Source organism: Enemella evansiae (assembly GCF_002250705.1).
GTDB classification, from domain to species: Bacteria; Actinomycetota; Actinomycetes; order Propionibacteriales; family Propionibacteriaceae; genus Enemella; species Enemella evansiae.
This window is the reverse complement of record NZ_NMVP01000011.1, coordinates 22,756-49,656: the sequence shown is the minus strand read 5'-3', so window position 1 is coordinate 49,656 and position 26,901 is coordinate 22,756. Positions and strand designations below refer to the sequence as shown.

Here is a 26,901-nt window from a genome sequence, read left to right as displayed (position 1 = left end):
CGACCGGCCCCTTCGTGGCCGAAACGCGGCGGAAATCACCGCAGTCGGCGGATCGCTCAGCTGCCCTTCCGGCCGTGGCACTGCTTGTACTTCTTGCCGGAGCCACACGGGCAGGGCTGGTTGCGGCCGGTGCCGGCGTACTCGTCCTCGGTTGCCTCGGACTCGACGACCCGCTCCGGGTTGCCGTCCTCACCGGGGCCGGACAGGCTGAGCTGCTGCGGCGTACGCGACTCGCCACCGCGGATGTGCAGCTTCTCCCCCTGCGTGGCCGCCGCCTGGGTGGCCGGCTCCTTCTCCCGCTCATCCGCCTCCGCGGCCTTCAGTTCGGCGGTGCTCGGCTCGGGGGTGTCATCGGCGGCGTTCTCCCCGGAACCGGCGGCCAGCATCGCCTCCAGGGTCGCCACCGACACCTCGTTGCCGTCGGCGTCGGTCACCTGGGAGACCTGCGGCGTCTCGACCTCGACCTGGAAGACGAAGCCGACGACCTCCTCCATGAAGGCCTCCATCATGGCGTTGAACATGTCGCCGCCCTCGCGCTGGTACTCGACCAGCGGATCGCGCTGCGCCATCGCGCGCAGGCCGATGCCCTCGCGGAGGTAGTCCATCTCGTAGAGGTGCTCGCGCCACTTGCGGTCCAGCACGGTGAGCAGCACCTGCCGCTCCAGCTCGCGCATGTTCTCCTCGCCGAGCTCGGCCTCACGCTTGTCGTAGGCGTCCTGGGCGTCGTCCTTGAAGTCCTCGACGAGCTGGTCCTGGTCGATCTCGACCTCTTCGTAGTCCTCGATCTTCAGCCCGACCGGGTAGAGGGTGCGCATATCGGTCCAGAGCTGCTCGAGGTCCCAGTCCTCGGTGAAGCCCTGGGTGCCGCCGCGGACGTACTGCTCGACGACGCGGTCCACGGTGCTGCGCAGCTGCTCCTGGACGTCGGCGCCCTCCAGCACCTGGCGGCGGTCGCCGTAGATGGCGTGCCGCTGCCGGTTCATCACGTCGTCGTATTTGAGCACGTTCTTGCGCATCTCGAAGTTCTGCGACTCGACCTGCTTCTGCGCGCTGGCGATCGAGTCGGAGACCCGCTTGTTCTCGATCGGCTGGTCGTCGGGGATCTTCAGCGCCTGCAGCACCCACTCGACGATGTCGGACTTGAACAGCCGCATCAGGTCATCGCCCAGCGACAGGTAGAACCGGGACTCCCCCGGGTCGCCCTGACGACCGGACCGACCGCGCAGCTGGTTGTCGATGCGGCGCGACTCGTGCCGCTCGGAGCCGACCACGTAGAGCCCGCCGAGCTCGACGACCTCCTCGTGCTCGTCGCCGACCTGCTGTTCGAAGGCCTGCAGGGTGTCGGCCCAGCGGACCTCGTACTCCTCCGGGGTCTCCACCGGGTCGTAGCCCTCGGCGCGCAGCTTCTCATCGGCCAGGAACTCGGCATTGCCACCGAGGATGATGTCGGTACCACGGCCGGCCATGTTGGTGGCCACGGTGACCGCGCCCCGGTGGCCGGCGCGGGCCACGATCGCGGCCTCCCGTGCGTGGTTCTTGGCGTTCAGCACCTCGTGCTTCACCCCGGCGGCGGTGAGCATCTTGCTGAGCACCTCGGACTTCGCGACCGAGGCGGTACCGATCAGGATCGGCTGGCCCTTCTCATGCCGCTCGGCGACGTCTTCGATGATCGCTTCGAACTTGGCGATCTCGGTGCGGTAGATGAGGTCCTTGTTGTCCTTGCGGATCATCGGCTTGTTGGTGTCGATCGGGATCACCGACAGGCCGTAGATCTTCTGGAACTCCGATTCCTCGGTCTTGGCCGTACCGGTCATGCCGGCGAGCTTGTCGTACATCCGGAAGAAGTTCTGGAGGGTGACGGTGGCCAGCGTCTGGTACTCGTCCTTGATCTCGACCTGTTCCTTGGCCTCGATCGCCTGGTGCAGACCCTCGTTGTAGCGGCGGCCGTGCAGCGTACGCCCGGTGTGCTCGTCGACGATCAGCACCTCGCCGTTGATCACCACGTAGTCGCGGTCGAGCTTGAACAGCTCCTTGGCCTTGATGGCGTTGTTCAGATACGAGATCAGCGGGGTGTTCGCCGACTCGTAGAGGTTCTCGATGCCGAGCCGGTCCTCGACGACCTCGATGCCGGGCTCCAGGATCGAGATCGTCTTCTTCTTCTCGTCGACCTCGTAGTCGTGGTCCCGCTTCATCCGCTTCACGATCCGGGCGAACTCCGGGTACCACTCGTGGGTGTCCTCGGCCGGGCCGGAGATGATCAGCGGGGTCCGGGCCTCGTCGACCAGGATCGAGTCGACCTCGTCGACGATCGCGTAGTGGTGGCCGCGCTGCACGCACTCCTCGATGGAGCGGGCCATGTTGTCGCGCAGGTAGTCGAAGCCGAACTCGTTGTTGGTGCCATAGGTGATGTCGGCGGCGTACGCCTTGCGCCGCTGCGACGGATCCATGTGGGAGAGGATCACACCGACCTCGAGACCGAGGAAGCGGTGCACGCGGCCCATCTGCTCGGACTGGGTCTCGGCCAGGTAGTCGTTGACGGTGACGACGTGCACGCCCTCACCGGAGAGCGCGTTCAGATAGGCCGGCAGGGTCGCGACCAGGGTCTTGCCCTCACCGGTCTTCATCTCGGCGATGTTGCCCAGGTGCAGAGCCGCACCGCCCATGATCTGCACGTCGAAGTGCCGCTTGCCGAGCACCCGGCGGGAGGCCTCGCGGACGGTGGCGAAGGCCTCGGCCATCAGTTCGTCGAGGGTCTCCCCGTCGGCGAGGCGCTGCTTGAACTCATCGGTCTGCGCGCGCAACTCCTCATCGGACATCGCCTCGAAGTCCTCCTCGATGAGGTTGACCTTGTCGGCCACCGCCTTCAGACGACGGAGGACCTTGCCCTCACCGAGATGCAGCAACTTGTCGAAAACGGCCACGAGATTCCTGGCTCCCTTGATGTCCAACGCTGGTGTTCGTACGCCGCACAGTGGCGGCAGCCTTCCCCATCGTAGGGGGTCGAGGCCAACCGTGCAGATCGGTATCCTTACCGGGCTCGCCCCACCTTGCCTGCCGAACGGAGACGACCGTGGCGCACCCGCCCCTGACCGAGGCCGAGGCCGACGCGCTGGCCGAGGTGCTGCAAGGAATCGCCTCCCCGGTCCGGCTCCGGGTGCTGGCGCTGCTGCGGCACGGCCCACACACGGTCGGTGAGCTGACCGCCGAGCTCGGCGTCGGGCAGAGCACGGTCTCCAACCACCTGCGGGTGCTGCGGCACGTGAAGCTGGTCGCCGGCGACCGGGACGGCCGGACCGTCAGCTACCGGCTGCTGGACGCCCACGTGGCCCAGTTCCTCGATCAGGCGATCGAGCACATGGGCCACGTGGAGGTCGACGGATCCTAGGATCGGGGTTCCGCCTCGTGCTCGATGCCCTCGTGCTCCCGGCCGACCTGGAAGCGCAGCAGGGTGAGCGCGATCAGCACGACCACGATCGTCGAGCCCTCGTGGACCAGCACCGCCGGCCCGATGCCCAGGCCGAGCAGGGACAGGGTGACCAGGCCGATCACCACCACCAGGCTGAAGATCAGGTTGATCCGGATGATCCGGCTGGTCTGCCGGGACAACCGGACGATGAACGGCAACCGGCCGATGTCGTCCGACATCAGCGCCACCTCGGCGGTCTCCAGCGCCACCGGGGATCCGGCGGCACCCATCGCGATCCCGACGGTGGAGTTGGCCATCGCGGGGGCGTCGTTCACCCCGTCGCCGATCATCGCCGACCGGGTACCGGCGCGGGTCGTGGTGGCCACCGCACCGACCTTGTCCTCGGGCATCAGACCGCCGCGGACCTCGTCGGCGCCGACATCCCGGCCGACCGCCGAGGCCACCTGCTGGTGGTCACCGGAGAGCATCACGATCTGCTCGACCCCGGCGTCGCGCAGCGAGTTGACCATCGGCGCCGATTCGGCCCGCGGCGGGTCCATCAGGCCGACCACGCCGAGGATCTTCTCGGGGGTGCCGACGATCATGATGGTGCGCCCGTCGGCCTGCAGCTGGTCGACCATCGCGCCGACCGCGGGCGGCAGTTCCGCCCACATCCGGGGGCTGCCGACCTGCACCTCCTGACCTTCGAAACGGGCCCGGACGCCCAGCCCGGTCACCGACTCGACATCGGTGGCCTCGGGCAGCGAGTCGGCGTCCTCGGGTCGCAGGTCGCGGACCACCGCGGCGGCCAGCGGGTGACCGCTGAGCCGTTCGACGGCGTACGCCGTGCGCCGCAGTTCGGCCTCGCTGACGCCCGGTGCGGTGCGGATGTCGGTGACCCGGGGACGGCCCCAGGTCAGGGTGCCGGTCTTGTCGAAGTAGGCGACCTGGATCCGGCCGAGGTTCTCCAGCGGGCCGCCGCCCTTGACCAGGACGCCGGCGCGGGCGGCGCGGGCGACGCCGGCCAGGATCGCACTGGGGGTCGCGATGGCGAGCGCGCAGGGGCTGCCGGCGACCAGCACCACCATGGCCAGATAGAAGCTGGGTGAGAACCCGCGGTCGAGCACGAAGGCGCCGACCAGGAAGACGGTGATCACCAGCAGCAGCACCGCGGGGATGTACCAGCGCTGGAATCGGTCCAGGAAGCGCTGGGTGGGCGATTTCGAGGATTCGGCCTCGCGGACGAGCTGGACCAGCCGGGCCAGGGTGGAGTCCTCGGCGCGGCGGGTGACGAGCACGTCGATCCCACCGGAGCCGTTGACCGTGCCGGAGAAGACGGTGCTCTCCGGGCCGACGGTGTCGGGCGCCTGCTGGGCGCGGGCCCGGTCGGTGACGGCGACCTTGTCCACCGGGATGCTCTCCCCGGTGACCGAGGACTGGTCCACCGCGGTGGAACCCGCGATCACGATGCCGTCGGCGGGGATCCGGTCGTCACCGCGGACCACGCAGACATCACCCGGTACCAGGTCGTCGACGGCGACCTCGACGACCGCCTGGTCCCGGCGTACCCGCGCGACCCGCGGCATCATCGCGGCCAGCGCCTCGATCGAGGCTCGTGCCTTGGCCATCGCGACCTCCTCGAGGGCGTGGCCGAGGCTGAACAGGAACAGCAGCACCGCCCCCTCGGCCCAGCGGCCGATGCTGGCGGCACCGATGGCGGCGACGATCATCAGGAAGTCGACCTCGAAGCGTCGCTTGCGGATCGAGGCGATCACCTCCTGGATGGTGTAGAAGCCGCCGAAGAAGTAGGTCGCCAGGAAGGCGAGCCAGGCCGCGGTGTCGGCCTTGACGAGGTATTCGAGGATCAATCCGGTGAAGTACGCGACCCCGGCGAGGATCGCGAAGACGAGCTCACGGTGCTCGTGCGGCGCTTGTGCTGCGGCCGGGGCCTGCCCGGCGTCGGTCTCGGTGTTCATGATTTGAACGATATATCATGATGTTGTGATGTTTCAATAGAGCGCTGCCGGATCCGATCCGATCCGGCAGAACTCTTCCGGCCGACCGCACAGTCCGCGGCACCAGGACTGTGGATAGTCCCTGACAAGTTCAGGGGCCGCGCGCCGACCGGGATCAGCGACCGGCCAGGGGGTCCTCGCCGTCGACGCTGCCGTCCAGACCGGCCGCGTCGCCGTAGACGTCGCGGCCCTCGGCGAGCCGCCGCTCATCGGCCGGTACGTCGCTGTCCCCCACCGCGTCGACGTTCCAGTCATCGCCGCTGAGCTGTTCGACCTCGCGCAGGCTGTCGCCTTCGGAGATCATCTGGTCCTGGTCGCGGTTGCCCTGCTCGGCGGCCGCGGAGTCGTCCTCGCCGAACTCGTCGCCGAAGTCGGCCCATTCGTTGATCTCATCGCCGGAGGCGCGGACCCGCTCGTCCTCCATGATCTGGTCGGCACCCTCGACACCGGTGCCGTATGCGCCCTCGGAGCCCGGCGCGATGCCGTCGTATTCGTCGCCCTGATCCGGGTCGTCCAGGTCCTCGGTGTCCTCGATCTCGAAGGAGACGTCGTCGGCGGTCGGGTCGAACTCGTCGTCGGTGCTGCGGGCCATGGGGTACCTCCTGATCGGTCGATCCTGGGACGGTGCAGAGTCTATTGGTCGGCGACGAAGAGCTCGCACTCCGCGTCGTAGTAGTCGCGGGTCCGGCCGCGGTGGGTCATTCCGATCCGTTCGCAGATCCGCATCGAGGAGGTGTTCTCCGGATCGGTGACCGCCACCACCCGCAGCAGTCCCGAGGCCAGTGCGTGCGCCAGCACCGCCGCCGCGGCCTCCGAGGCGTACCCGCGGCCACCGTGGTCGGGATGCTGCCGCCAACCGATCTCGACATCATCGAGTGGTACGCCGGCCGAGGCCGGGATCGGCTTGCACATGATCATCGCGACCGGCGTACCGTCCGCGCGCAGGGTGGCGCAGTAGAAGCCGTGCACCGGATGCTCGGCCAGGGTCTGGAACCGCCGGGTCTGCGCCAGCGCGGCGGCCCGATCGGTGGCGACCTGCTTCGGGATGAACCGCGCGACCCCGGGATGGGTGTGCAGTTCGTGCACGAAATCGAGGTCGTCGTCGGTGAAGGCACGCAACCGCAATCGCTCGGTGGTCAGCTCACGCATCGATGCATTTCCTTTCACCGCAGGGCTTTCTGCAGCTCGGGGGCCAGATCGCCGCGCGGCACCGCCCGGATCGCAGGCAACCCCAACCAGCCGGCCAGCTCCGCCAACTCCGCCGCCAGCTCCCGTGCCACCACCGGTGCGTTCTGGCCGGGCTCGGACCACGCGGACTAGACGACCAGTTCACCGGCCGAGCGATCCGCCTTCAGATCGACCCGGGCGACGAACTCCTCACCGAGCAGGAACGGGTACACGTAGTAGCCGTATCGCCGCTTCTCGGCCGGCACATAGATCTCGATCCGGTAGTCGAAGCCGAACAGCCCGGCCAGCCGGCGTCGCTCGAAGACCATCGAGTCGAAGGGGCTGAGCAGTGCCCGTGCCTCGACCCGGCGCGGTCGGCGGGCCTGGTGCCACAGGTATGCCGGACCCCAGCCGGGCACCTGCACCGGTTCCAGTTCACCGGCCGCCACCAGCTCGGCCACCGCCGCCTTCGTCTCGGCCACCGACAGCCGGAAATAGTCGGCCAGGCAGGAAATGGTGCCGATGCCGAGTGCGGTCGCGGCCCGGCGCACCAGGGTCAGATGGGATTCGGTGACGCTGGGGGTCGGCTCCTCGACCACCGCGGCCGGCAGCACCCGCTCGGGCAGCGCGAAGGCCCGCTCGAACTGGCTGTTGCGGTGCGCGGAGGTGATCCGACCGCACCAGAACAGCCACTCCAGCGCGGTCTTCACCTCCGACCAGTTCCAGCCCCAGTGGTCGCGGCGGCGCTCCTCCACGTGTTCGATCTCGCGGGCGGTGATCGGTCGGCGCGCGTCGGCGACCTCGGCGTACACCCGTTCGACCAGCCCGGGCTGTTCGGCCTGCATCCGCCGGATCCGGCCCCAGGCCTCCTCGGCGGCCCGCTCCATCCGGAACCGCAGCGCCGGTTGCAGGGTGACGTCGACCAGGCTCGCGGCGTGCCCCCAGTATTCGAAGAGCCGGCGCGGCGGGCGATGGGTGGCGCGGGCCAGCAGGTCGGTGTCGTAGGCCCCCAGCCGGGAGTAGAGCGGGAACTGATGCGCCCGGGCGACGACGTTGATCGAGTCGATCTGGAACTGGCCGAGCCGGCTGATCACCTGCTGCACCTGCCGCATCGTCACCTGCTGCGGGCGGGGGGTCGCCAGCCCCTGGGCCGCGATGGCGATCCGGCGGGCGGCGGCTGGGCTGATCGTGGTCACCCGCCCGAGCCTAAATGGCGCTGCCGACAGCGGGTCGCCACCCCTAGACTCCCGGGCATGACCGATTCGGCATCCGCGCAGCAGTCCTTGGTTCTCTACGCACACCAGACGATGGCCGACTGGGAATACGGCTATGTCGTCGGCTGCCTGGGGATGTTCGCCGCCGACGGGTTCACCGTGCCGCCGGTCGTGGTCGCGGGTGCCGACACCGCACCGGTCCGCAGCCTGGGTGGGCTGACCGTCACCCCGCAGATCAGCCTGGCCGAACTGGATCCCGATGAGGTGGCGATGCTGGTGCTGCCCGGTGGGATGGACTGGGACCAGCCGCACGCCGAGGTGTTCGCGCTGGCCGATCAGGTGCTGCAGCGCGGCAACGCGGTTGCCGGGATCTGCGGCGCGGTGCCGGCGATGGCCCGGGAGGGTCTGCTCGACGAGGTCCCGCACACCGGCAACGACCCCGCCGAGTTCGAGGGAATCGACTATCGCGGTGACAACCGCTACCTGGCCGATGTGGGCGCGGTCGGCAGCGGCGACATCATCACCGCCTCCGGCGCGCACGCGCTCGAGTTCACCCGGGAGGTCTTCCGCCGCCTCGGCCTGCCCGCGGACGCGATCGACGAGTGGTACGCCGCATTCAGCTGACGCGCTGTTAGCATCCGCCCATCGGCCCACTGCGAAATCGGGGGAAAGACCGTGGGTGCACCATCGAAGACGTTCGCATTCCTGCTCGCCGGCACGGCCGCGGCGGCACTCGCCGGTTGCACCGGTGGATCCTCCGGCTCGGGCGGTGATCCGACCCCGGCACCCGCGACCGACGCGCGCGTGGCCACGGTCTCGACGGCCTGTGAGCTGCTGACCGACGACCAGGTCGCGGCGGCACTGGAGAGCGCCGGTGGCGGGCGGCCGACGGTGACGCATCGGCCGATCGGCGACAACGGCTGCCAGTGGGAGGGCCGGGGTACGGTCTCGGTCTCGATCGCCAGGGACGATCCGGACAACCAGAACCGCTTCATGGCCAGCTATCGCGAGTCCTCGGGCGCGGAGATCGTCCCCTCGGGCGTGCCGGCGCAGATCTACTACGAACCCGGCAGTGCCACCGGCTGGGTGTGGACCGGTGGCCAGTACCGGGCGCAGCTGAGCAGCTACCCCGGCACCAGCGATGAGGCCAACCGCCAGCTGATGAACCAGATCGCCGGGCTGCTCGCCCGATGAGTCGGTCCCGCGGCCCCCTGCCCGGGCGCCGCCGCTGAACCGCGGCTCAACCCGCCTTGATCCCGAGCCGGTCCAACGCGGTGGCGAGCCGGTCGACGGTGCCGTCCACATCGGCCCACTTGTCCAGGCCGAACAACCCCAGCCGGAAGGCCTGGTAATCGGCCGGTTCGTCGATCATCAGCGGTACGCCGGCCGCGGCCTGCACCCCGGCCTGTTTGAACTTCGCCGCCGACGCCAGCTCGGGATCATCGGTGTGCACCACGACCACGGTCGGTGACTGCCATCCCTGGGCGGCGACCGAGCGGAAGCCGCGCGCGGTCAGCAGCCCGCGTACGTTCTCCCCCAGCTCGCGTTGCCGGGCGGTGAGCTCGTCGAGCCCGACCCGCAGCGACTCCTTCATCACCTCGACGTTGTGCAGCAGGGAATCGGTCGGCATCGTCGCGTGGTAGCCGGCCCGGCCCTGCTCATACCCCTCGGCGATCGCCAGCCATTTCTTCAGGTCGCCGGCGAAGCTGCTGCTGGTGGTGTCCTCGATCGCCGCCCGGGCGCGCTCGGAGAACATCACATAGCCCGCGCACGGCGTACCCGACCAGCCCTTCTGCGGCGCGGACAGCAGGATGTCGACCCCGATGGCGGTCATGTCCACCCACAGCGGCCCGGAGGCCACGCAGTCCAGCACGAACAGGCCGCCGACCGCGTGGGTGGCCTCGGCGACCCGGCGCAGATAGTCGTCATCGAGCAGGATCCCCGATGCGGTCTCCACATGCGGGGCGAAGACCACCTCGGGACGCTGCGCAGCGATCGCCTGCTCGACCTCCTCGATCGGTGCCGGTGCGAAACCCGCCTGCGGTTCATCGGAGACCGGCCGCGCCGCGAGCACCCGGTGGTCCTCGGTGAGCCGGCCGGCATCGATGATCTGCGACCAGCGATAGGAGAAGAATCCGTTGCGCAGCACCAGAACCCGGCGCCCGCCGGCGAACTGGCGCGCGATCGCCTCCATCCCGAAGGACCCGCCGCCGGGGACCACCGCGACCGCCGCCGCGTGGTAGGTGTCGGCAAGGATCCGGATCAGATCCTGGAAGGCCGCGACGAAGCGCGCGGACATGTGGTTCAGGGAGCGATCGGTGAAGACGACCGAATACTCCAGCAGGCCGTCGGGGTCGATGTCGGCACGGGGCAGATCCATGCGGGCCACCCTAGCCCCGCGGCGCGCACCGGCTTGCGGGGGCGTACGCCGGTCCTCGGCGTACGCCCCCGGCCGGCTCGCACTCAGGCGGTCGGTACCACCGCGTCGCTGAGATCGAGGCGGATCACGCCGTAGTCGTAGGCCTTGCGGCGATAGACGACGCTCGGTTTGCCGCTGGCGGCGTCGACGAAGAGGAAGAAGTCGTGGCCGACCAGTTCCATCTCATCGAGGGCCCGTTCCAGGGTCATCGGTTCGGTGCGGTGCTCCTTCTCCCGGACCACCAAGGGTCCGTCACCGGTCACCTGGATGCCGGCGACCGTGTGGGTGTCGGACTCCTCCTCGGGGCTGCTGCCGTTCATCGAGAACTGCTCGGGCAGCAGCGCGGTCGCCTCGCGCAGCGACTTGGGGGCGTGGTTGCCGCGATGCACCTTCTTGCGGTCGGCCGCCTTGCGCAACTGGGATCGCAATCGGTCGAGGGCCTGCTCGAAGGCAGCCAGCTTCTCCTGTGCCTGGGCTTCCGCGCGGACCACCGGGCCCTTGCCGCGGAGCGTGATCTCGACCCGGGCGGATTCCTCCGGTTGCCGCTTGTTGCCGTACGCCGAGACCTGCACCTCGACGCGGATGACCTTCTCGGAGAGCTTCTCGATGCTGGTCATCCGATCGATGACGTGCGTGCGGAAATCGTCCGAAATGTGGCAGTGTCGGCCGGTCACCGAAACGTCCATTGCAACCTCCTTGTAGACGCTGTCCTCAGACAGGAATGGCACCGTGAGCGCCCACCCCGATCCCGTGTTGCGGGTCGATGTGGCGCCTCGGTGCCATGTGCCCAACGTAGCGCTCGCACCGACCGTTTACCAGAGGTTCACCTGGTGATTCCCACGACGTGAGGCGCCGCCCGGCGATCGCTGAAACACCCCCGAAACATCGCCGCCCAGTCACTTACGCGGTCGTAACACTGCGACAACTCCGACGAAACAGCGACCGATGAGAGTGGTCGCCATGACAGACATCAACACCGGCGACACCGCCTGGGTCCTGATCAGTGCCGCCCTGGTGCTGTTGATGACTCCCGGTCTCGCGTTCTTCTACGGCGGCATGGTCCGCGCCAAGAGTGTGCTCAACATGATCATGATGAGCGTGGTCACGATGGGCACCATCGGCGTGACCTGGGTCCTCTTCGGCTACTCGATGGCCTTCGGCAACTCCGTCGGCGGCCTCGGCCTGATCGGCAACCCGTTCGAGTTCCTCGGGTTGAAGGGGCTCGCGGAGGCGACCACCGGGTCGGAGGGGCATCTGATCCCGGCCCTGGCGTTCGTCGGATTCCAGTCGGCCTTCGCGATCATCGCGGTGGCGCTGATCTCCGGTGCCGTCGCCGACCGGATGAAGTTCGGCGCCTGGCTGGCCTTCTCGATCGTGTGGGCGATCCTGGTCTACTTCCCGGCCGCGCACTGGGTGTTCGCGTTCAGTTCCGACGACGGTGCGGTCGTGGGCGGCTGGATCGCCAACCAGATCAAGGCGATCGACTTCGCCGGCGGGACCGCCATCCACATCAACGCCGGTGCCGCGGCGCTGGCCCTGGCCCTGGTGCTGGGCAAGCGGGCCGGTTTCGGCAAGGACCCGATGCGCCCGCACAACCTGACCCTGGTGATGCTCGGTGCCGGTGTGCTCTGGTTCGGTTGGTTCGGCTTCAACGCCGGCTCCGCGCTGGGCGCCAACGGCACCGCCGCGGTCGCCTGGGTGAACACCCTGGCCGCCACCGCCGCCGCCATGCTCGGCTGGCTGATCACCGAGAAGATCCGCGACGGTCACCCGACCTCGCTGGGCGCGGCCTCCGGCGTGGTCGCCGGCCTGGTCGCGATCACCCCGGCCTGCGCCAGCGTCGACATCGTCGGTGCGCTCGCCATCGGTGTGATCGCCGGCGTGGCCTGTGCCCTGGCGGTCGGGCTGAAGTTCCGCTTCGGCCTGGACGACTCCCTCGACGTGGTCGGCGTGCACCTGGTCGGCGGTCTGGTCGGCACCCTGCTGGTCGGCTTCTTCGCCACCGCTTCGGTGCAGGTCGGCAGCGATGAGGCCGACCGGGTCAACGGGCTGTTCTACGGCGGCGGGCTGGACCAGCTGTGGCGGCAGGCCGTCGGCGCGGTCGCGGTGCTGATCTACTCCTTCGTGGTCAGCCTGCTGATCGCGATGGCGCTCAAGGCGATCATGGGCCTACGGGTCAGCGCCGATGCCGAGTCCGAGGGCATCGACCAGGCCGAACATGCCGAGACCGGTTACGACCTGAACCCGCTGGGCGGCCGGCTGGGCCGCGGCGCCCTGGCCCACGCGATGGCCTCGGCTCCCCCGCCGGAGCCCGCGCCCGCCGCTGACGACGACTCCGAATCCACCCCCACACCGAAGGAGGCCGCGAAGTGAAGCTCATCACCGCGATCATCAAGCCGCATCAGCTGGAGGGGGTCAAGCAGGCCCTGGAATCGTTCGGGATCTCCGGCATGACCGTCTCCGAGGCGTCCGGTTACGGCCGCCAGCGCGGGCACAGCGAGGTCTACCGCGGCGCCGAGTACGAGGTCGACTTCGTGCCGAAGGTACGCCTGGAGGTGCTCGTCGATGACACCGACGCCGACAGCGTGATCAGCCTGATCGTCAAGCAGGCCCGGACCGGCAAGATCGGCGACGGCAAGGTCTGGTCGATCCCGGTCGACGAGGTGGTCCGGGTACGCACCGCGGAGCGCGGCACCGCCGCCCTGTGATGCCCGGCGACGCACTGCCCGACCCCGAGATCGGCATCCGGGAGCGGGCGGACCGCAGCCGGCGTACCGCCGACTGGCTGGCCGGGTTGTGGGCCGGCGCGGACGCACCCGCCGAGGGCGTCGCGCTGGCCTGCACCGGGTCGCTGGCCCGGCGCGAACCGGGGCCGCGGAGCGACCTGGACCTGATCGTGCTGCACGCCCCGGGTGTCGATCCGGGCCGGGTCGCGGCCATCGCCGACGGGATCTGGTATCCGATCTGGGATTCGGGGAACGCCCTGGATCACGCGGTCCGCTCGATCAAGCAGTGCCGCCAGGTCGCGGCGGCCGATCTCAATGTGGCCGGTGCCCTGCTCGAGCTGGCCCCGGTCGCCGGGGATGCCGATCTGGTCCGCCGCGCGGTCCGCCAGCTCGCCGAGGACTGGCGCGCCAATGCCCGCAAGCGGCTTCCGGAACTGGTGCAGCAGATCACCGCCCGGCACGAGCTCTCCGGTGAGCTGGCCCAGTTGCTGGAACCGGATCTGAAGGAGGCCAAGGGGGGTCTGCGGGACATGTCGATCCTGCGGGCGCTGACCGGCTCCTGGCTGGCCGACCGACCACACGGCGCGGTCGATGCGGCGTACACCTTCCTGCTCGACGTCCGCGACGCCCTGCAGCAGGTCACCGGGCGGCCCCGGAACCTGCTCACCCTGAACGACCAGGACGAGGTGGCGGAGCGGCTCGGGCTCGGGGACGCCGACGAGCTGCTCACCCGGGTCGGTCACGCGGCCCGCCGGATCAGTGCCGCCGCCGATGCGACGCTGCGGCGGGCCAGCCAGTCACAGCGGGCCCGGTTGGCGCGCCGCGGTCCGCGGCGCCCGGAGCTGACCCCGTTGCATCCGGGCTTGTACGCCCACGACGGTGAGCTGGTGCTCGGCCCGGTACGCGGCGGGCCACCGGATGCCGACGAACTCGTGCCGCTGCGGGCAGCGGCCCTGTCCGCGTCCCGGGATCTGCCGCTGGCGCCGGTCACCGCGCGCAACCTGGCCGCGCTGCCGGCGCCGGCGACGCCCTGGTCGCCACCGGCCCGGGAGCTGTTCGGCGAGCTGCTCGCCGGCCCCGGTCTGCTGCACACCTGGAACACCCTCGATCTGGCCGGGGTGGTCGACGGCTGGCTGCCGGACTGGGCCGGGATCCGTGACCGGCCACAGCGCAATCCGCTGCACCGGCACACCGTCGACCGGCACAGCCTGGCCACCGTGCTGGAGGCGCAGCACCTGGTCGGCCGGGTGCAGCGCCCGGACCTGCTGCTGCTGGCGGCGCTGCTGCACGACATCGGCAAACGTCCCGGCGCCGGTGACCATGCGGAGGTGGGGGCCGCGCTGGTCCGCAGGATCACCGCCGATCTCGGCCTGCCGGACGCCGACGCCGACCAGCTCACGCTGCTGGTCGCCGAACATCTGACGCTGATGGCGCTGGCCACCGGTGAGGACACCACCGATCCCGCGACGGCCGCCGAGCTGGGCCGCCGGGTCCACGACGATCCGGAGACGCTGAAGCTGCTCGCCGCGCTCACCGAGGCCGACTCGCGGGCCGCCGGGCCACGCACCTGGACCAGCGGCCGGGCCGCCCTGGCGCGCGATCTGACCGCCCGCACCCTCGCGCTGCTGGAACGTCAGCGGGCGGACCGGGAGCCCGCCGCCGGGTGACCCGGTGGCGGGGTCCTGCGGATGGTGGCTGCGGCGACGGCGGCACCGAGGACCGGTACGCCGGCGGCCCGCAGGGCACGGTGCGCCTCGGCCAGGGTGGCGCCGGTGGTGGTGACGTCGTCGATGATCACCACCACCGGGGCGGTGGTCTGGGGCCGGGCGGTGAGCCGGGCCGGTACCGCGGTCAGCGCCCCGGACAGGTTGGCCCAGCGCTCCCGGGCATGCAGGCCGGCCTGATCGCGGACCACCGCGGTCTGCCGCAACCCGCGCCGCACCGGCACCCGCAGACCGGCCAGGTGGCGCACCTCGGCGGCCGCCAGCCGGGCCAGCAGACCGGTGCAGTCCAGGCCGCGTTCGCGGACCACCGCGGGTGTGGAGGGGATCGGCACCAGCACGTACGCCTGCCCGGGTGCGCCGCGGGCCGCCAGCAACCGGGCCACCGCCAGCCCGAGCCGTTGCCCGAGCAGTGGGGCCGCCGCGCGTACCCCGCGCTCCTTGAACCCGGTGACCAGGCCCTGCACGCGGTCGTCGTAGTCGGCACCGGCCACCGTCGGCGGATAACCGGGCGGGCTGGGATCGCGGCGCGCGAAGCCGACCGGCGCGCTCGCCAGCGCGGCCCGGCAGTCGGCACAGACCCGCCATCCGGGCGTACCGCACCCCGGGCAGCGGGCGCCCAGCAGCAGGTCGGCCGCGGCGTTCACCAGGGCATCCATGCCGCACCATGGTGCGCACCCCCCGGAATCGTGCACCTGCGGGCGCGCTGTTCGCCGAGGGCTGAACTCTCAGCCGGTGTAGGCGGCCACCAGCACGTCGCGGGTCAGCAGCGGCCAGCGGTAGTCGTCCTCGTAACGCCAGGCACCGGTGCGCCCGACCACCACGGCCCGGGTACCGACCCGTCGCGGCGCCACGGCCAGGCTGGTCGCCTGCCAGTTGTCGGGCTGCCCGATCTCGGTGAGCTCGGCCGCCGACTGGTCGACCCGATAGGGCTTGACCGGTTTCTTGTCGTCCTCGGAGCCGAGCACGAGCAGCGTCGACGCGTCCTGCCAGGCGACGTCCAGCAGCCGGCGCGGGCCGGGGTTGGCCTCGTCGCTGAGCGGGACCGTGCGCCAGCCGTCGATGGTCAGCTCGGGCTGGGCGCGGTTGACCCGGACCAGCCCCAGCTCGGAGATCCCGTCGCGGACGCGGATCACCGCCATCCGGGTGCCGTCGGGTGACACCCGGAAGGCCGTCACCCGGGTGCCGTCGAAACCGCTCAGCGCGACCCGCTGCACCGCCGACCCGATCCGCACCCAGGCCTGCTGGCCCAGTGGTCCGTCGAGGATCGTCCACAGCTCGAGTTCCCGGCCGGGCAGGTACTGCGGCCGCAGCAGGCCCTGGCCGTTGCTGACCAGCGGCTCCAGCGGGGTGTCGTTGGACTGCCCGACGAGCAGGTCGGTGCCGTTGCCGGTGATCACCGCGATCCGGTCACCGGTCGGGGTGGCGGCCATCCCCGACACTCCCCCGGTACGCCCCAGCGGTCCCGCGACCGGGGCCAGGGTGGCCGGGCTCGATCCGTCGGAGATCGTGACCACCCCATCGGCGGTCGCACCGAGCAGGGTCGACTGGCTGGCCGGCGGCACCGGATCGAGACTGCCGTAGGCGCTGATCGGGATCACCCCGGCCTGGTTCTGCTCCCGGACCGACCAGGGTGCCCCGTTGACGGTCAACCGGACCCCGGAGACCCCGGACACCTGCCCCAGCGTCCAGGCGATCTGGGCGGCGACCCGCGAGCGCTGGTCCTCGGCGAGTCCCTGCACCGCGTCGTTGAGGGAGATCTCCACCACGCCGAGGGAGTCCACGTAGGCGGCCTGCACGTTCAGCTTGGCCTGGGTCGGTACGGCGGTGACGACGGCCGGTTTCAGCCAGTCTGTCGGGCCGCGCAGCAGGGCCTGCAGCAGCGCGGTCGGGGTCTGGTTGCCGCGCGGCAGGAACACCGGATCGGGGACCAGGGTGCGCCAGCTCGGGTCGAAGAAGTAGACCGAGGCCTGCTGATAGAACTTGCCGAACAGGTACTGCGAGATCAGCAGACCCTGCGGCGGATGGGAGATCCGCCATTCGCCGTCCACATCGCGCACCATGCCGAAGTCGTGGCGCAGCGTGCCCTCGCCGTGGCTGAAGGCGCCGTCGGGGCCGACCTGGCCGACCTGCGGGGCCTGCAGCAGCGCCGATTCGGGACCGGAGGTGACACCGTAACCGTCGGCGTACACGGTCACCCCGTCCTCGGGCCGCCAACTGTCCCGCACGCTGGAGGCGAGGTACTGCCGCGCCACCGGATAGCCCTGCTGGTAACTGGCCATCGCCTGCAGGAAGCCCTCGGCGATGGTCCGCGGGGAGGCACCCGGTTGCGGCGCCTCGGGGGCGACCTCGACCGAGACGTCCGGTGCCTGGCTGGGCCCGGCGCCGGCCTGCACCGGGCCCTTCACCGGCAGGCTGACGCAGCCGCCGAGCAGCAGGCTGAGCAGCAGCACCAGCATGGCCAGCGGCGCGGCCGGCGTACGCCCGGTCACGACTCCCCCTCCGGGGTGCCCGGCCCGGGACGGGTCGCCGGCGTCGAGGCGGCCTGCCGCGGTTGCAGGGTGGGCGGCAGGGCGGCGAGCCGTTCCGCGGCCAGTCGCTGCGCGGATTCCAGCAGGTCCCGCGGGATCACCGGCAGCGGGGAGATCTCCAGCACCTCACCCGCGCGTCGCGGCAGCGTCAGCCGGAACTGGGCGCCCTGCCCGGGCCGGCCCCAGGCGTTCAGCCAGCCACCGTGCAACCGGGCATCCTCCATCGAGATCGACAGCCCCAGTCCGGTCCCGCCGACGGTCCGGTTGCGGGCCGGGTCGGCGCGCCAGAAGCGGTGGAAGACCTGCTTCACCTGGCTGGCCTCGAAGCCGACGCCGTGGTCGCGGACCGCGACGGCGACCGCCTTGTCGTCCCCGGCGACGAGGATGTCGATCGGCCGGGCCTCACCGTGCTCGATGGCGTTGCTGAGCAGGTTGCGCAGGATCCGGCGGACCCGGCGCACGTCCATCTCCACCGCCCCCGGGTCGCTGCCCTGCACCCGCAGCTCGATCCCGTTGCGTTCGGCGAAGGCGCGCTGGGCGGCGACCTCGGCGTTGACCACCTCGAGCAGGTCCTCGGTCTGGATGGACAGTTCCGCCGCACCGGCGTCGAAGCGGGAGATCTCCAGCAGGTCGCCGAGGAGTTCCTCGAAGCGGTCCAGCTCGTCCTGCAGCAGTTCGGCGGAACGTTTCTCCAGCGGGGCGAAGTCGTCCTTGCCATCGTGCAGCACCTCGGCCGCCATCCGCACGGTCGTCAGCGGCGTACGCAACTCGTGCGAGACGTCGGAGACGAAGCGCTGCTGCACCCGGGACAGCTCCTCCAGCTGGGTGATCTGGCCCTGCAGCTCACCGGCCATGTTGTTCATCGAGGTGGCCAACGAGGCCAGGTCGTCGGTGCCGCGGACGGTCATCCGGTCCTCCAGGTGGCCCGAGGCGATCTGCTCGGCCTGCAACCGGGCGCCGCGGATCGGGGCGACCACCTGCCGCGAGACCAGGGCGGCGATGATCGCCAGCAGGATCGTCAGCAGCCCGCCGGTGGTGATCGCGGCCCGCTGCAGCACGTCCAGGGTCTGCCGCTCCTGGGTCAGCGGGAAGATCAGATAGATCGGGTAGCGCGAGGAGACCGAGGTCTCCACGGTGGCGCCGACGGCCAGCCCCGGCTCGGGCGGGCGGCCATCGGCGTAGTGCACCTCGGTCGGGGTGATCCACAGCTGCCCGGCGCCGCCCTCGCGCGCGACGGTGCTGCGCAGCTCGGCCGGTACCGAATCGGGCAGCACCCGGCCGGAGCGGATGTCGGAGACCGGGCCCTGGACGATCACCTGGTACTGCCCCGACAGGTTGCCACGGCTGGCCATCTCGAAGGCCAGCTGGGTGAGCAGGTCGTTGATCGACCCGGTGGACAGGTCGGCGGCCCGGAGCTGGCGCTGGGCGGTCTCCACCGCCACCGAGGCTTCGGCCAGCGCGGTCTGCCGTTTGCCGGCGAGTACGCCGTCGGTGGCCTGCTGCATCAACAGCCAGCCGCCCAGCAGCAGCACGATCGCGGAGGCGAGCAGGGTGGTACCGACCACTCGCAGCGGCAGCGACCCCCACCAGACCCGCACCGGGATCGAGAGGAATCGCCCCACACGCGTTGCCGCGTGGGGGCCCTCAACCAAGCTCGCCCGCCTTGTAACCGATGCCACGGACGGTCACCACGATCTTCGGGTGCTCGGGGTCCAGCTCGACCTTCGAACGCAGCCGCTGCACGTGCACGTTCACCAACCGGGTGTCGGCCGCGTGCCGATAGCCCCAGACCTGCTCCAGCAGGGTCTCCCGGCTGAACACCTGCTTGGGCCGGCGGGCCAGGGCGAGCAGCAGGTCGAACTCCAGCGGGGTGAGCGGGATCGAGGTCTGGTCCCGCTTCACCGAGTGCCCGGCGACCGAGATCGTCAGATCCCCGATCCGCAGCGTGTCGGTGTCGGAATCGTCGGGCAGCCGACGCAGCCGGGTCCGGATCCGGGCGATCAGCTCCTTGGCCTTGAACGGTTTCGCGACGTAGTCGTCGGCGCCGGCCTCCAGGCCGGCGACCACGTCGGTGGTGTCCGAGCGGGCGGTCAGCATCACGATCGGTACGCCGGATTCGGCGCGGATGTCGGTGCAGATCTCCACCCCGTCCCGACCGGGCAGCATCAGGTCGAGCAGCACCAGGTCCGGCCGGGATTCGTGGAAGGCGTCCAGCGCCGCATCACCCTGGGCGACCCAGACGGTCTCGAAGCCCTCCTGCCGCAGCACGATCTGCAGCATCTCGGCGAGGGCGGCATCGTCGTCGACGACGAGGATGCGTCCCTGGGACTTCGTTTCGGACACCTGTGCACACCTCCGGGCTGGTTCGTTGCGGTAATCCTAGACACCGATTACGAACCTGCCCGGGACCCGCGCCGGGGCGGTTCGATCAGAGCTTGGACTCCCCGTAGGCGGCATTGTCCATCTCGGTCGCGTCGTACCCGTCCGGGGTCACGGGCATCTCGGTCTCCAGATCCGGAGTGGTCGTGCTCGGGCCGGGGCCGGTCGGGGTCGGCGGCATGCCCGGCATCCCGCTCGGACCGGGCTTCATATCGCTCAGATCGCCGATCTCGGGCCACTTCTGGCTCGTGAACGGACGCTCGTTGGCGATCCCGTCCTTGAGCTTCTTGACCCCGTCGTTGACCTGGGTGGACCAGGTGCGGATGCCCTCCTGGAGCTCGTTCTGGAAGTAGTCCTTGCAGTTCATGAACACCGAGATCGCCACCCGGGTGCGATAGCCCATGTCCTCCTTGTTGGGCGGCTGGTTCATCTCCAGCTCGTTCTGCATCTGGATCGCGCACTGGGCGACGCTCAGGTAGAACCGCTGCAGCCCGGTGGAACCGTCGTTGAGGGCACCGCCGGAGGCCTGCACCAGCTCGGTGATCTTGGCGAAGGCCTCGGTCTGCACACCGATGGCGTTGCCGTACGCCGTCGCCCCGGGGCCGGTCCAGCTGTTCTGCAGCTGCATCTTGCCGATGTCGGTGAGCAGATTGTCCATCTCGGTGGTCTTCACCGACTTCCACAGCTCGGCCTTGTCCCACAGGGTTTTCGGCGAGTTGAGCTGGTAGAGGTAGTTCTGGTTCCAGTAGGCGACGAGCTCGTTCCAGCACTTTGTCTGGTAGTTGCGCAGGTCCAGCAGATACTGATCCCACTTGCCCGGCAGCTGGTCGAAGGTGCACTTCTCGGTGGTGGTCCAGCTCTGGTTGTCCAGGCTGGCGTCGAACTTGCGGGCGTCGTAGTCGGCGCTCTCTCCGAAGAGGGTGTCGCCGACCTCACTCATGAATCCTCCGAAGCCACCGTTCTGGTCTTTCCAGGTCTTCATCAGCTCGGAGTCCTGAAGGTCCTGCTTGTCCTGATCGGCGTTCGTACCGGCCTTGTCCATCGCCTTCTTCAACTCATCGGCGATGTACTTCCCGGCGCCCTCCCAGTTCTCGATGGGAAACGAGGCCTGCTCACCCGTGGTCACGATGTCTGCTCCTCAGTCACTTCTTGGCGCCGGTCTTCTTGGCCTGATCGGAGTTGTCCTGCTCCTGGCCCTCGTACTTCTTGGCGGTCTTCTCGAGCCGGTCGGCGACATCGGTGAACGTCTTCTCGCTGTCGGCGACCCAGGCATCGACCTTGTCCTGGACATCGTTGTAACCGTCCGCCATCTTCTTGGCGTAGCCGAAGTCGGCCTCGGTGAGCTCGACCTGCTCAAGGGTCCTGCCGATCCGCTTGAACGACTCGGCGAACTCCTGCCAGAGCTTGGCGTCTGCCCGAAGCTGCTCCAGGCTCACCTTCATGTCGACCGCCCCCTGACCGGGACCACCCGGCCCACCCGGGCCGCTCGGGCTGCCGAGCGACGGCGATCCGGGCCCGCCGGGCATCTCCGGTGTCGTGGGCGCGCCCGGGCCGTTGGGGCCCAGGTCGTTGGGGCCGAGCTTGTTGGGGTCCAGCTTGTTGGGGTCCAGCTTGTTCGGATCCAGCTTGTTCGGATCCAGCTTGTTGGGGTCCAGCTTGTTCGGATCCAGCTTGTTGGGGTCCAGCTTGTTCGGATCCAGCTTGTTGGGGTCCAGACCATTGGGACCGAGACCGTTCGGGTCCAGCCCGTTCCGATCGAGCCCGTTCCGGTCCAGGCCGTTGCGATCGATGCCGTTCGGGTCCAGCCCGTTGCGGTCCAGATTGCTGTCCAGGCTGGGATTGCGACTGCTTTCGAAGCCGGGGGTCCTGGTGCCGTCCAACCCCAGGCCGCGGTCGCGACCGAGGTCGGGCAGGCCGGAGCGGTCGCTGCTCAACCCGTTCGAACCGAGCCCGTCCAAGCCGCCCGATCCGAGCCCGCCCGGGCCGGAACCGAGCCGACTCGAGCCGAGCCCGTCGGTGCCGAGGCCGTTCAGCCCGGGCTGATCCCGATCGGGGATCCCATCGCCGTTCAGGTCGTCGGGAATGCCGTCGCCGTCGAGGTCCCCGCGGACCCCCGAACCGCTGCCGCCACCCAGGCCCGCCGCGCTGGTGCCGCCACCGGGCGTACCCATCGCGTCCGCCTTCAACCCGCCGGACCCCGAGCCACCGGGGCCGATGCTGCCGCCGCCGATGCCGGAGGCACCCAGCCCGGCCTTGCCGGCACCGAGGCCACCCGCGCCCGCACCGGCGCCGCCGCCGGAGCCCGCGCCACCGCCCATCATGCCGGGCGGCATCATCATCGGGGCGCCGCCCTTGCCACCCTTGCCGCCCTTGCCGTCGCCCCCGTTGGGGTCGATCAGGGCCTCATAGATGTCGAGGTCCTCGTCGGTGTCCTCCTGACCGGCGGAGATCGAGGTGTTTCCCGCGCGATAGGTCATCCGGTCGTTCATCACAGCTCCTCGCCCTCGGAGATCCAGCCACCCGCGATCAGTACCGGCCGCAGGGTCCGCTTGCGCAGGTCGAGCACCTCGTCCTGCAGTTCGTCGTATTCGCCCTTGATCACCACCGGCTCGCGCCAGTTCTCGTACGCCCGGGCGAAGGCCTGGTGCAGGGCGGTCACGATCCGTTCCACCCGGGCCCCGGACGCCCACTGCTCGTCGATGGTCACCTTCTCCGGCCGCATCTGCAGGTCCAGTTGCACCGAGACCTTCTCGTTGTCGCTCTGCCCGACCGCCGGTTCGTAGCGGTACTCGCGCGGGCGCACGTCATCGCGCTGCGCCAACCGGTCCTGCTTCTCGAACGCCTGCAGGGTTTTCTCGAGCAGCTGGTTCACCTCGTACTGGCTCATCGGGTGATCGAGGACGGTGCCCTGCGGCTGTGGTCGCCGACCCGCGAGGAGGTTGAAGCTCGGGGTGTCGATGGCGCCCAGGCTGAGCGGCTCGGTCGCGACCCGGGCGGCACCGTGCACCGCCGCGGCCAGATCCGGCTTCACCTTGTTGCGCCAGTTGTTGGAGATCACCACGCGGACCACCCGATGATCCTCGTCGACACCCACCCGGACCGCGCCGCTCGGGTCGCTGGTCAGCTCGCCGGGCCAGTCGTCGGTCTGCTCCTCGGGCTCCGGACCGGGCGCGCCGAGGCCGTCCCAGGCGCCATCGTCGTCGTCAAGATTCCAGTCGGTCATGGGTGCCCTTCTCGCTCGGTCACCCCAGTCTCACACGCTGCTGGTTCAGCGGCAGCCCAGCGGGCCGCCCAGACGGAGGATCCTTCCGGTCAGTTGCATTCGGGGTCCTCGGGGAAGGTCGAATAGATCGCCACATCGAGGGATTGGCGGCGCAGCACCCGACGCCACAGGTCCTCCTGGTCGGGGCCGAAGACGTCATCGATCTCGGCCTTCGCGACGAACCAGCCATCGCGCAGCAGCTCACCCTCCAACTGCCCGGCCTGCCAGCCGGCGTACCCGGCGAAGATCCGCAGATCCCGGTACGCCCCGGCGACCAGTTCCAGCGGGGTGTCCAGGTGCAGCAGGCCGACATCGCCGAACACCCGCCGCCACCCGGGCGGCTCCTCATCGCCCGCCAACCGGGCCAGGCAGATCGCGCCGTTCGGCGAGACCGGGCCGCCGTCGAAGAGCACCTGCGGTGGGCTGACCTGATCGGACCAGCCCGGCAGCACCTGGTCGAGGTCCACCTCGGAGTAGCGGTTCAGCACCACGCCGAGGGTGCCGGATTCGTCGGCGTCGAGGACCAGCACCACGGCACTGTCGAAGACGCCGTCGCGCAGTGTCACCTGGGAGATCAGCAGGTCACCCGGCCGGATCGCACTCACCGGCGTACTCCCGGGTGGGTCGGACAGGTCTGCACGTTTCGCACTGTATCGCTCGGGGGACGACCCCCGTACCCCCGCGCTCGCTCCGCTCGCAATCGCTCGGGGGACGACCCCCGTACCCCCGCGCTCGCTCCGCTCAGCCGAGTTGCCAGGATCGCTTCGACAGACCGAACCAGAAGCCACCCACCGTGGTCCGGCCGCGCAGCCCGGCACCACCGGCGCTCGCGGCGCCCAGACTGAGCAGCAGCGGCGCCCAGTGCTCGCTGCGCGGGTGGGCGTGTTCGAAACCGGGTGCGCGGTGGGCGGCGTCCAGCAGCGCATCGACATCCTGTTTCGCGATCGCCTCGGCAGCCCACTGGTCGAACTCGACCGACACCGCAGGCGCCGGTGCGTCGGCGTCCGCGCTCGGATCGAACCAGGCCAGATTGTGGGTGGTGAAGCCCGAGCCGATGATCAGCGTGCCCTCCTCGCGCAGCGGCGCCAACCGGGTGCCGAGGTCGAACAGCTGCTGCGGGGCGAGGGTCGGCATGGACAGCTGCAGCACCGGGACGTCGGCGTCGGGATACATCTCGACCAGCGGCACGTACGCCCCGTGGTCCAACCCGCGCGATTCGTCGTGGCGCACCTCGCCGTCCAGCAGCTCACCGACCCGGTCGGCCAGTTCCGGGGCGAGCGGCGAGTCGTAGCGGACGTCGTAGTAGTGCTGCGGGAAGCCCCAGAAGTCGTAGGTGAGCTCGACCCGGTTGCGGCTCGCCGACACCGTCACCGGCGCCTGCTCCCAGTGCGCGGAGACGATCAGGATCTGCTCCGGCTTCGCCAGTTCCGCCGACCAGGCGGCCAACTCCCCCGGCCAGCTCGGGTCGTCGGCCAGCGGCGGGGCGCCATGGGAGAGGAACAGCACGGGTTGGCTCATGGGGGTGGAACGTCCGGGCCGCGGGGCACATTCCCGGCACACGCAGAAGGGCCCGCCGGATCGGCGGGCCCTCGCGTACTCAAGCAGGGTGAACGTGGAGGTGCGGGGAATCGAACCCCGGTCCTCGAAGGATGAACTCAGGTCTTCTCCGGGCGCATCCGTCATCGCGGTCTACTCGGCTCCTGCACTCCTGACGGCGGGTTGCAGCCGAGCCCAGTTCTGTGAAAGTCCCCTACTGACCCCAGAACAAGGTCAGCAGAGCAAGCCTTCTCAATGAGGCCAGGAACCGGACCGAAGGCTAGTCCGGGCTGACCCTTCGATCACTGCTCAGGCAGCGAGAGCGAAGTCAGTGCGCTTGTTATCGGCACTTATTGGTTTCCACGGAGCGTTAACGAGATAACCGTGGATCCTCGGCCCGCTTCTCCTGGAACTATCGCCCCAAGTCGAAACCGATCACCCCCTGTTGAGTTGTCCCCGGTCCCTGAGGACCGGACGTCCCAGTCTACACGACCGGGTCGATCAGCCGCCGCTGGTTTTCGGCTGCATCCGGGTCTCCGGATCCACCGCCTGGCGGGTCGCGGTGACCGCGCGCTGCAGGTTCTCCCGCCACCGGTTGCCGGTGGCCGCGTTGATGGCTCCGGTCCAGGTGAGCACCACCCAGAGCACACCGAAGGTGCCTTCGATCCAGATGTTCCGACCGCCCGCGCCGAGCAGACCCCACCCGGGAACGACCAGGTTGAGATCGGCCCAGGCGACGGTGAGATAGGCGATGATGGCCGCCAACTGGAACCAGAACGCCTTCATCGCCTCCTGCCGGACATACGACCCCTTGCTGGACAGCGCGAAGACCGCAGCCGGCCCCAGGACCAGGGTGCCCAGGCCCGAGAGGTGCGTCAGCGCGGCGATGGCCCGACCTCGCCCCTCGGGGGTCACCGGCCCCGGCGTCGGCGCCTCGATCAGCCCGTAGAAGGCGGTGTTCAGCTCGCGTCGCGTCCGGGCCGACAGCACCTGGTCCAGCCGCTGGTCGAACTCGGCCTCGGTGAGCCGGCCATCGGCGTACGCCTCGGCGAGCACGCCCTCGGCGCGCTCCCGTTGTTCGGTGGTGACGAACAGCGCCAGTCCGAGGGCCTCGTCGGGGGTGGGTTCACTCATGCCTCCACCCTCCGCCCGGGCCGACCGAGGCGCCATCGGTGAGACCCCCGGGGCAGCCCTGAGTCGACGATAAGGGCCATTGCCGGACCGGCTCAGGGCCGCGGCTTCTCCTCCTTGAGCGGCTTCCACGGGATCACCCGGGTGAGCGGGTTCTGCCACTGCTCGCCATGGGCGGCCTTCACGCCGCCGATCAGGGTGATCACCAGCCAGGCCACCCAGAGCATCCCGACCATCCAGTCGAGCCGCTCGCCGAGGAAGCTGTTGACACCGATCGCGCCGACGAAGCCGATCGAGGCGATGGTCTGGTAGTTGAACGCCTTCGCGGCCTGCTGCCGGGCGTACGACCGCTTGCTGGAGATCGCGTACATGAACAGCGGCCCGAAGATCCACGCGAAGAACACCGAGAAGTGTGCGATCGCCGCCGCCGCCCGGCCGGTGCGGCCGTCGGCGCCCTGGTTGACCAGGGTCGGCCGGTACGCCGGGTGCAGGCCGAGCGCCGAGGTGGCCGAGGGCACCTGGACCAGGCCGTAGAAGGCGGCGTTCAGGTCGCGGCGGGTGGTGGCGGTGAGCACCTGCTCCAGCCGCTGGTCGAACTCGGGTTCGGTGAGCCGGCCGTCGGCGTACGCCTCGGCCAGGAAGCCCTGCGCCCGCTCCCGCTCCGCCGGGGTGACCATCAGCCCGAGCCCGGGCACCGTCGGGTTGGCATAGCTGCTGCCGACACCGGGGTTGGGGGCGCTGTTGGAGAGGCTGCTGCCGGTCGGCGTGTAGTCGCGGTACTGCGGGAACTCGGTGCTCATGGGTACCAGTCTCTGTCGCAATTACCCACCACGGTATGGGTCATCCCCCGGGCGCGCCCCTGACACCTCCGCGACCTCGGTCGGATCGCTAGGCTCGAGCCATGACCAATGAGAAGCCCGAAGTGGATTTTCCCGACGGCCCGCCGCCCGCGGACCTGCAGATCACCGACCTCAGCGAGGGTGACGGCGCCGAGGCGAAGGCCGGCGACACGGTGCACGTGCACTACGTCGGCGTCGCCTACTCCACCGGTGAGGAGTTCGACTCGTCCTGGAACCGCGGTGCCCCGCTCAGCTTCCCGCTCGGCGGTGGCCGGGTGATCTCCGGTTGGGACCAGGGCATCCAGGGGATGAAGGTCGGCGGCCGCCGCCAGCTGGTCATCCCGCCGGACCAGGCCTACGGCGACCGCGGCGCCGGTGGCGTGATCAAGCCCGGCGAGACGCTGATCTTCATCTGCGATCTGGTCGGGGTGAACTGACCCGACCGCCCGCCACACCTGGGCGTACGCCCGAAACGCGCCGGTTCGGCCCATTGCGGGTCGGGCCGGCGCTTCTTCGCCTGTGAACTTTCGAATATCTATTGCAGTTGCGAATGTC

25 protein-coding genes and 1 other RNA gene are annotated in these 26,901 nt (G+C 69.9%); 7 read left to right on the top strand and 19 right to left on the bottom strand.

The genetic code is table 11. The annotated features are described in order from the left end of the window. Positions 1-56 precede the first annotated feature (56 nt). The gene (secA, locus tag BI335_RS08555; protein WP_094430313.1) at positions 57-2,921 is read right to left on the bottom strand and encodes a preprotein translocase subunit SecA; all 2,865 of its coding nucleotides are present in this window, start codon (positions 2,919-2,921) and stop codon (positions 57-59) included. Between the two features lie 149 nt (positions 2,922-3,070). Here secA and BI335_RS08550 point away from each other — a divergent pair, with 149 nt between their 5' ends. Beyond that, entirely contained in the window at positions 3,071-3,385 is a 315-nt protein-coding gene (locus tag BI335_RS08550) for an ArsR/SmtB family transcription factor (RefSeq protein ID WP_094405276.1), read from the top strand. Here the strand turns inward: BI335_RS08550 and BI335_RS08545 are convergent. The 4 genes from BI335_RS08545 to BI335_RS08530 form a co-directional block, all read right to left on the bottom strand. After that, positions 3,382-5,382, bottom strand: a complete 2,001-nt coding sequence (locus tag BI335_RS08545) for a heavy metal translocating P-type ATPase (protein ID WP_094430311.1) — start codon at positions 5,380-5,382, stop codon at positions 3,382-3,384. The two genes, BI335_RS08550 and BI335_RS08545, sit on opposite strands and share 4 nt — an antisense overlap. A gap of 154 nt (positions 5,383-5,536) precedes the next feature. After that, positions 5,537-6,013, bottom strand: a complete 477-nt coding sequence (locus tag BI335_RS08540) for a hypothetical protein (RefSeq protein ID WP_094355493.1) — start codon at positions 6,011-6,013, stop codon at positions 5,537-5,539. Positions 6,014-6,054: 41 nt separating this feature from the next. After that, positions 6,055-6,570 (bottom strand): GNAT family N-acetyltransferase, encoded by a 516-nt coding sequence (locus BI335_RS08535; protein ID WP_094430308.1) that lies wholly within the window; start codon positions 6,568-6,570, stop codon positions 6,055-6,057. Positions 6,571-6,737: 167 nt separating this feature from the next. Further along, complete coding sequence (locus BI335_RS08530) at positions 6,738-7,784, bottom strand: winged helix-turn-helix domain-containing protein (protein ID WP_229119504.1); 1,047 nt, start codon at positions 7,782-7,784, stop codon at positions 6,738-6,740. 57 nt (positions 7,785-7,841) lie between these two features. Between BI335_RS08530 and BI335_RS08525 the strand changes: the two genes are divergently transcribed. Together BI335_RS08525 and BI335_RS08520 are read left to right on the top strand one after the other, a co-directional pair. Then, on the top strand, positions 7,842-8,426 hold the full coding sequence (locus BI335_RS08525; RefSeq protein WP_094430306.1) for a DJ-1/PfpI family protein: 585 nt from the start codon (positions 7,842-7,844) through the stop codon (positions 8,424-8,426). A gap of 51 nt (positions 8,427-8,477) precedes the next feature. Further along, positions 8,478-8,996, top strand: coding sequence for a DUF3558 family protein (locus BI335_RS08520; protein ID WP_172421795.1), 519 nt, complete (start codon positions 8,478-8,480; stop codon positions 8,994-8,996). A gap of 46 nt (positions 8,997-9,042) precedes the next feature. On the opposite strand, the gene BI335_RS08515 is transcribed toward BI335_RS08520, so the two are convergent. Together BI335_RS08515 and hpf are read right to left on the bottom strand one after the other, a co-directional pair. After that, positions 9,043-10,182: an aminotransferase class V-fold PLP-dependent enzyme gene (locus BI335_RS08515; protein WP_094430302.1), complete on the bottom strand. Its 1,140-nt coding sequence runs from the start codon at positions 10,180-10,182 to the stop codon at positions 9,043-9,045. An 83-nt stretch (positions 10,183-10,265) separates the two neighbouring features. After that, a complete protein-coding gene (gene hpf / locus BI335_RS08510) occupies positions 10,266-10,907 on the bottom strand; it encodes a ribosome hibernation-promoting factor, HPF/YfiA family (RefSeq protein WP_094355498.1) in 642 nt (213 codons plus the stop codon). 274 nt (positions 10,908-11,181) lie between these two features. Between hpf and BI335_RS08505 the strand changes: the two genes are divergently transcribed. The 3 genes from BI335_RS08505 to BI335_RS08495 are packed head-to-tail and all read left to right on the top strand — an operon-like array spanning position 11,182 to position 14,614. Further along, on the top strand, positions 11,182-12,594 hold the full coding sequence (locus tag BI335_RS08505) for an ammonium transporter (RefSeq protein WP_094430337.1): 1,413 nt from the start codon (positions 11,182-11,184) through the stop codon (positions 12,592-12,594). Next, positions 12,591-12,929: a P-II family nitrogen regulator gene (locus BI335_RS08500; protein WP_094355500.1), complete on the top strand. Its 339-nt coding sequence runs from the start codon at positions 12,591-12,593 to the stop codon at positions 12,927-12,929. The genes BI335_RS08505 and BI335_RS08500 overlap by 4 nt, the downstream gene beginning before the upstream one ends. Beyond that, positions 12,929-14,614, top strand: coding sequence for a [protein-PII] uridylyltransferase family protein (locus BI335_RS08495; RefSeq protein WP_094430300.1), 1,686 nt, complete (start codon positions 12,929-12,931; stop codon positions 14,612-14,614). The genes BI335_RS08500 and BI335_RS08495 overlap by 1 nt, the downstream gene beginning before the upstream one ends. Here the strand turns inward: BI335_RS08495 and BI335_RS08490 are convergent. From BI335_RS08490 to BI335_RS08435, 12 genes are all read right to left on the bottom strand, one after another. Then, the gene (locus BI335_RS08490) at positions 14,581-15,327 is read right to left on the bottom strand and encodes a ComF family protein (protein ID WP_229119503.1); all 747 of its coding nucleotides are present in this window, start codon (positions 15,325-15,327) and stop codon (positions 14,581-14,583) included. The two genes, BI335_RS08495 and BI335_RS08490, sit on opposite strands and share 34 nt — an antisense overlap. Before the next feature lie 69 nt (positions 15,328-15,396). Then, complete coding sequence (locus BI335_RS08485; protein ID WP_094403722.1) at positions 15,397-17,160, bottom strand: LpqB family beta-propeller domain-containing protein; 1,764 nt, start codon at positions 17,158-17,160, stop codon at positions 15,397-15,399. Beyond that, positions 17,157-18,821: an MtrAB system histidine kinase MtrB gene (gene mtrB / locus BI335_RS08480; protein ID WP_267489860.1), complete on the bottom strand. Its 1,665-nt coding sequence runs from the start codon at positions 18,819-18,821 to the stop codon at positions 17,157-17,159. Before mtrB ends, BI335_RS08485 begins: the two co-directional genes overlap by 4 nt. Before the next feature lie 22 nt (positions 18,822-18,843). Then, positions 18,844-19,542, bottom strand: coding sequence for an MtrAB system response regulator MtrA (mtrA, locus tag BI335_RS08475; RefSeq protein WP_267489557.1), 699 nt, complete (start codon positions 19,540-19,542; stop codon positions 18,844-18,846). Positions 19,543-19,627: 85 nt separating this feature from the next. Then, positions 19,628-20,704 carry a hypothetical protein gene (locus BI335_RS08470; protein ID WP_094430298.1) on the bottom strand — a complete coding sequence of 359 codons (1,077 nt, stop codon included), beginning with the start codon at positions 20,702-20,704 and terminating at the stop codon, positions 19,628-19,630. Positions 20,705-20,720: 16 nt separating this feature from the next. Continuing rightward, positions 20,721-22,067, bottom strand: coding sequence for a hypothetical protein (locus BI335_RS08465; RefSeq protein WP_094430296.1), 1,347 nt, complete (start codon positions 22,065-22,067; stop codon positions 20,721-20,723). Next, complete coding sequence (locus BI335_RS08460; RefSeq protein WP_094430294.1) at positions 22,067-22,801, bottom strand: hypothetical protein; 735 nt, start codon at positions 22,799-22,801, stop codon at positions 22,067-22,069. Before BI335_RS08460 ends, BI335_RS08465 begins: the two co-directional genes overlap by 1 nt. An 89-nt stretch (positions 22,802-22,890) precedes the next feature. Then, entirely contained in the window at positions 22,891-23,445 is a 555-nt protein-coding gene (locus BI335_RS08455) for a YqgE/AlgH family protein (RefSeq protein WP_094430292.1), read from the bottom strand. A 136-nt stretch (positions 23,446-23,581) separates the two neighbouring features. Further along, entirely contained in the window at positions 23,582-24,358 is a 777-nt protein-coding gene (locus tag BI335_RS08450; protein WP_094430290.1) for a DODA-type extradiol aromatic ring-opening family dioxygenase, read from the bottom strand. Between the two features lie 92 nt (positions 24,359-24,450). After that, positions 24,451-24,819, bottom strand: a transfer-messenger RNA (tmRNA) gene (ssrA, locus tag BI335_RS08445). Between the two features lie 58 nt (positions 24,820-24,877). Continuing rightward, a complete protein-coding gene (locus tag BI335_RS08440) occupies positions 24,878-25,510 on the bottom strand; it encodes a DUF1707 and DUF4870 domain-containing protein (RefSeq protein ID WP_172421793.1) in 633 nt (210 codons plus the stop codon). A gap of 92 nt (positions 25,511-25,602) precedes the next feature. Continuing rightward, the gene (locus tag BI335_RS08435) at positions 25,603-26,307 is read right to left on the bottom strand and encodes a DUF1707 and DUF4870 domain-containing protein (RefSeq protein WP_094430286.1); all 705 of its coding nucleotides are present in this window, start codon (positions 26,305-26,307) and stop codon (positions 25,603-25,605) included. Between the two features lie 101 nt (positions 26,308-26,408). On the opposite strand from BI335_RS08435, the gene BI335_RS08430 reads away from it, so the two are divergent. Continuing rightward, positions 26,409-26,783, top strand: coding sequence for an FKBP-type peptidyl-prolyl cis-trans isomerase (locus BI335_RS08430; protein WP_094355509.1), 375 nt, complete (start codon positions 26,409-26,411; stop codon positions 26,781-26,783). Positions 26,784-26,901 lie beyond the last annotated feature (118 nt).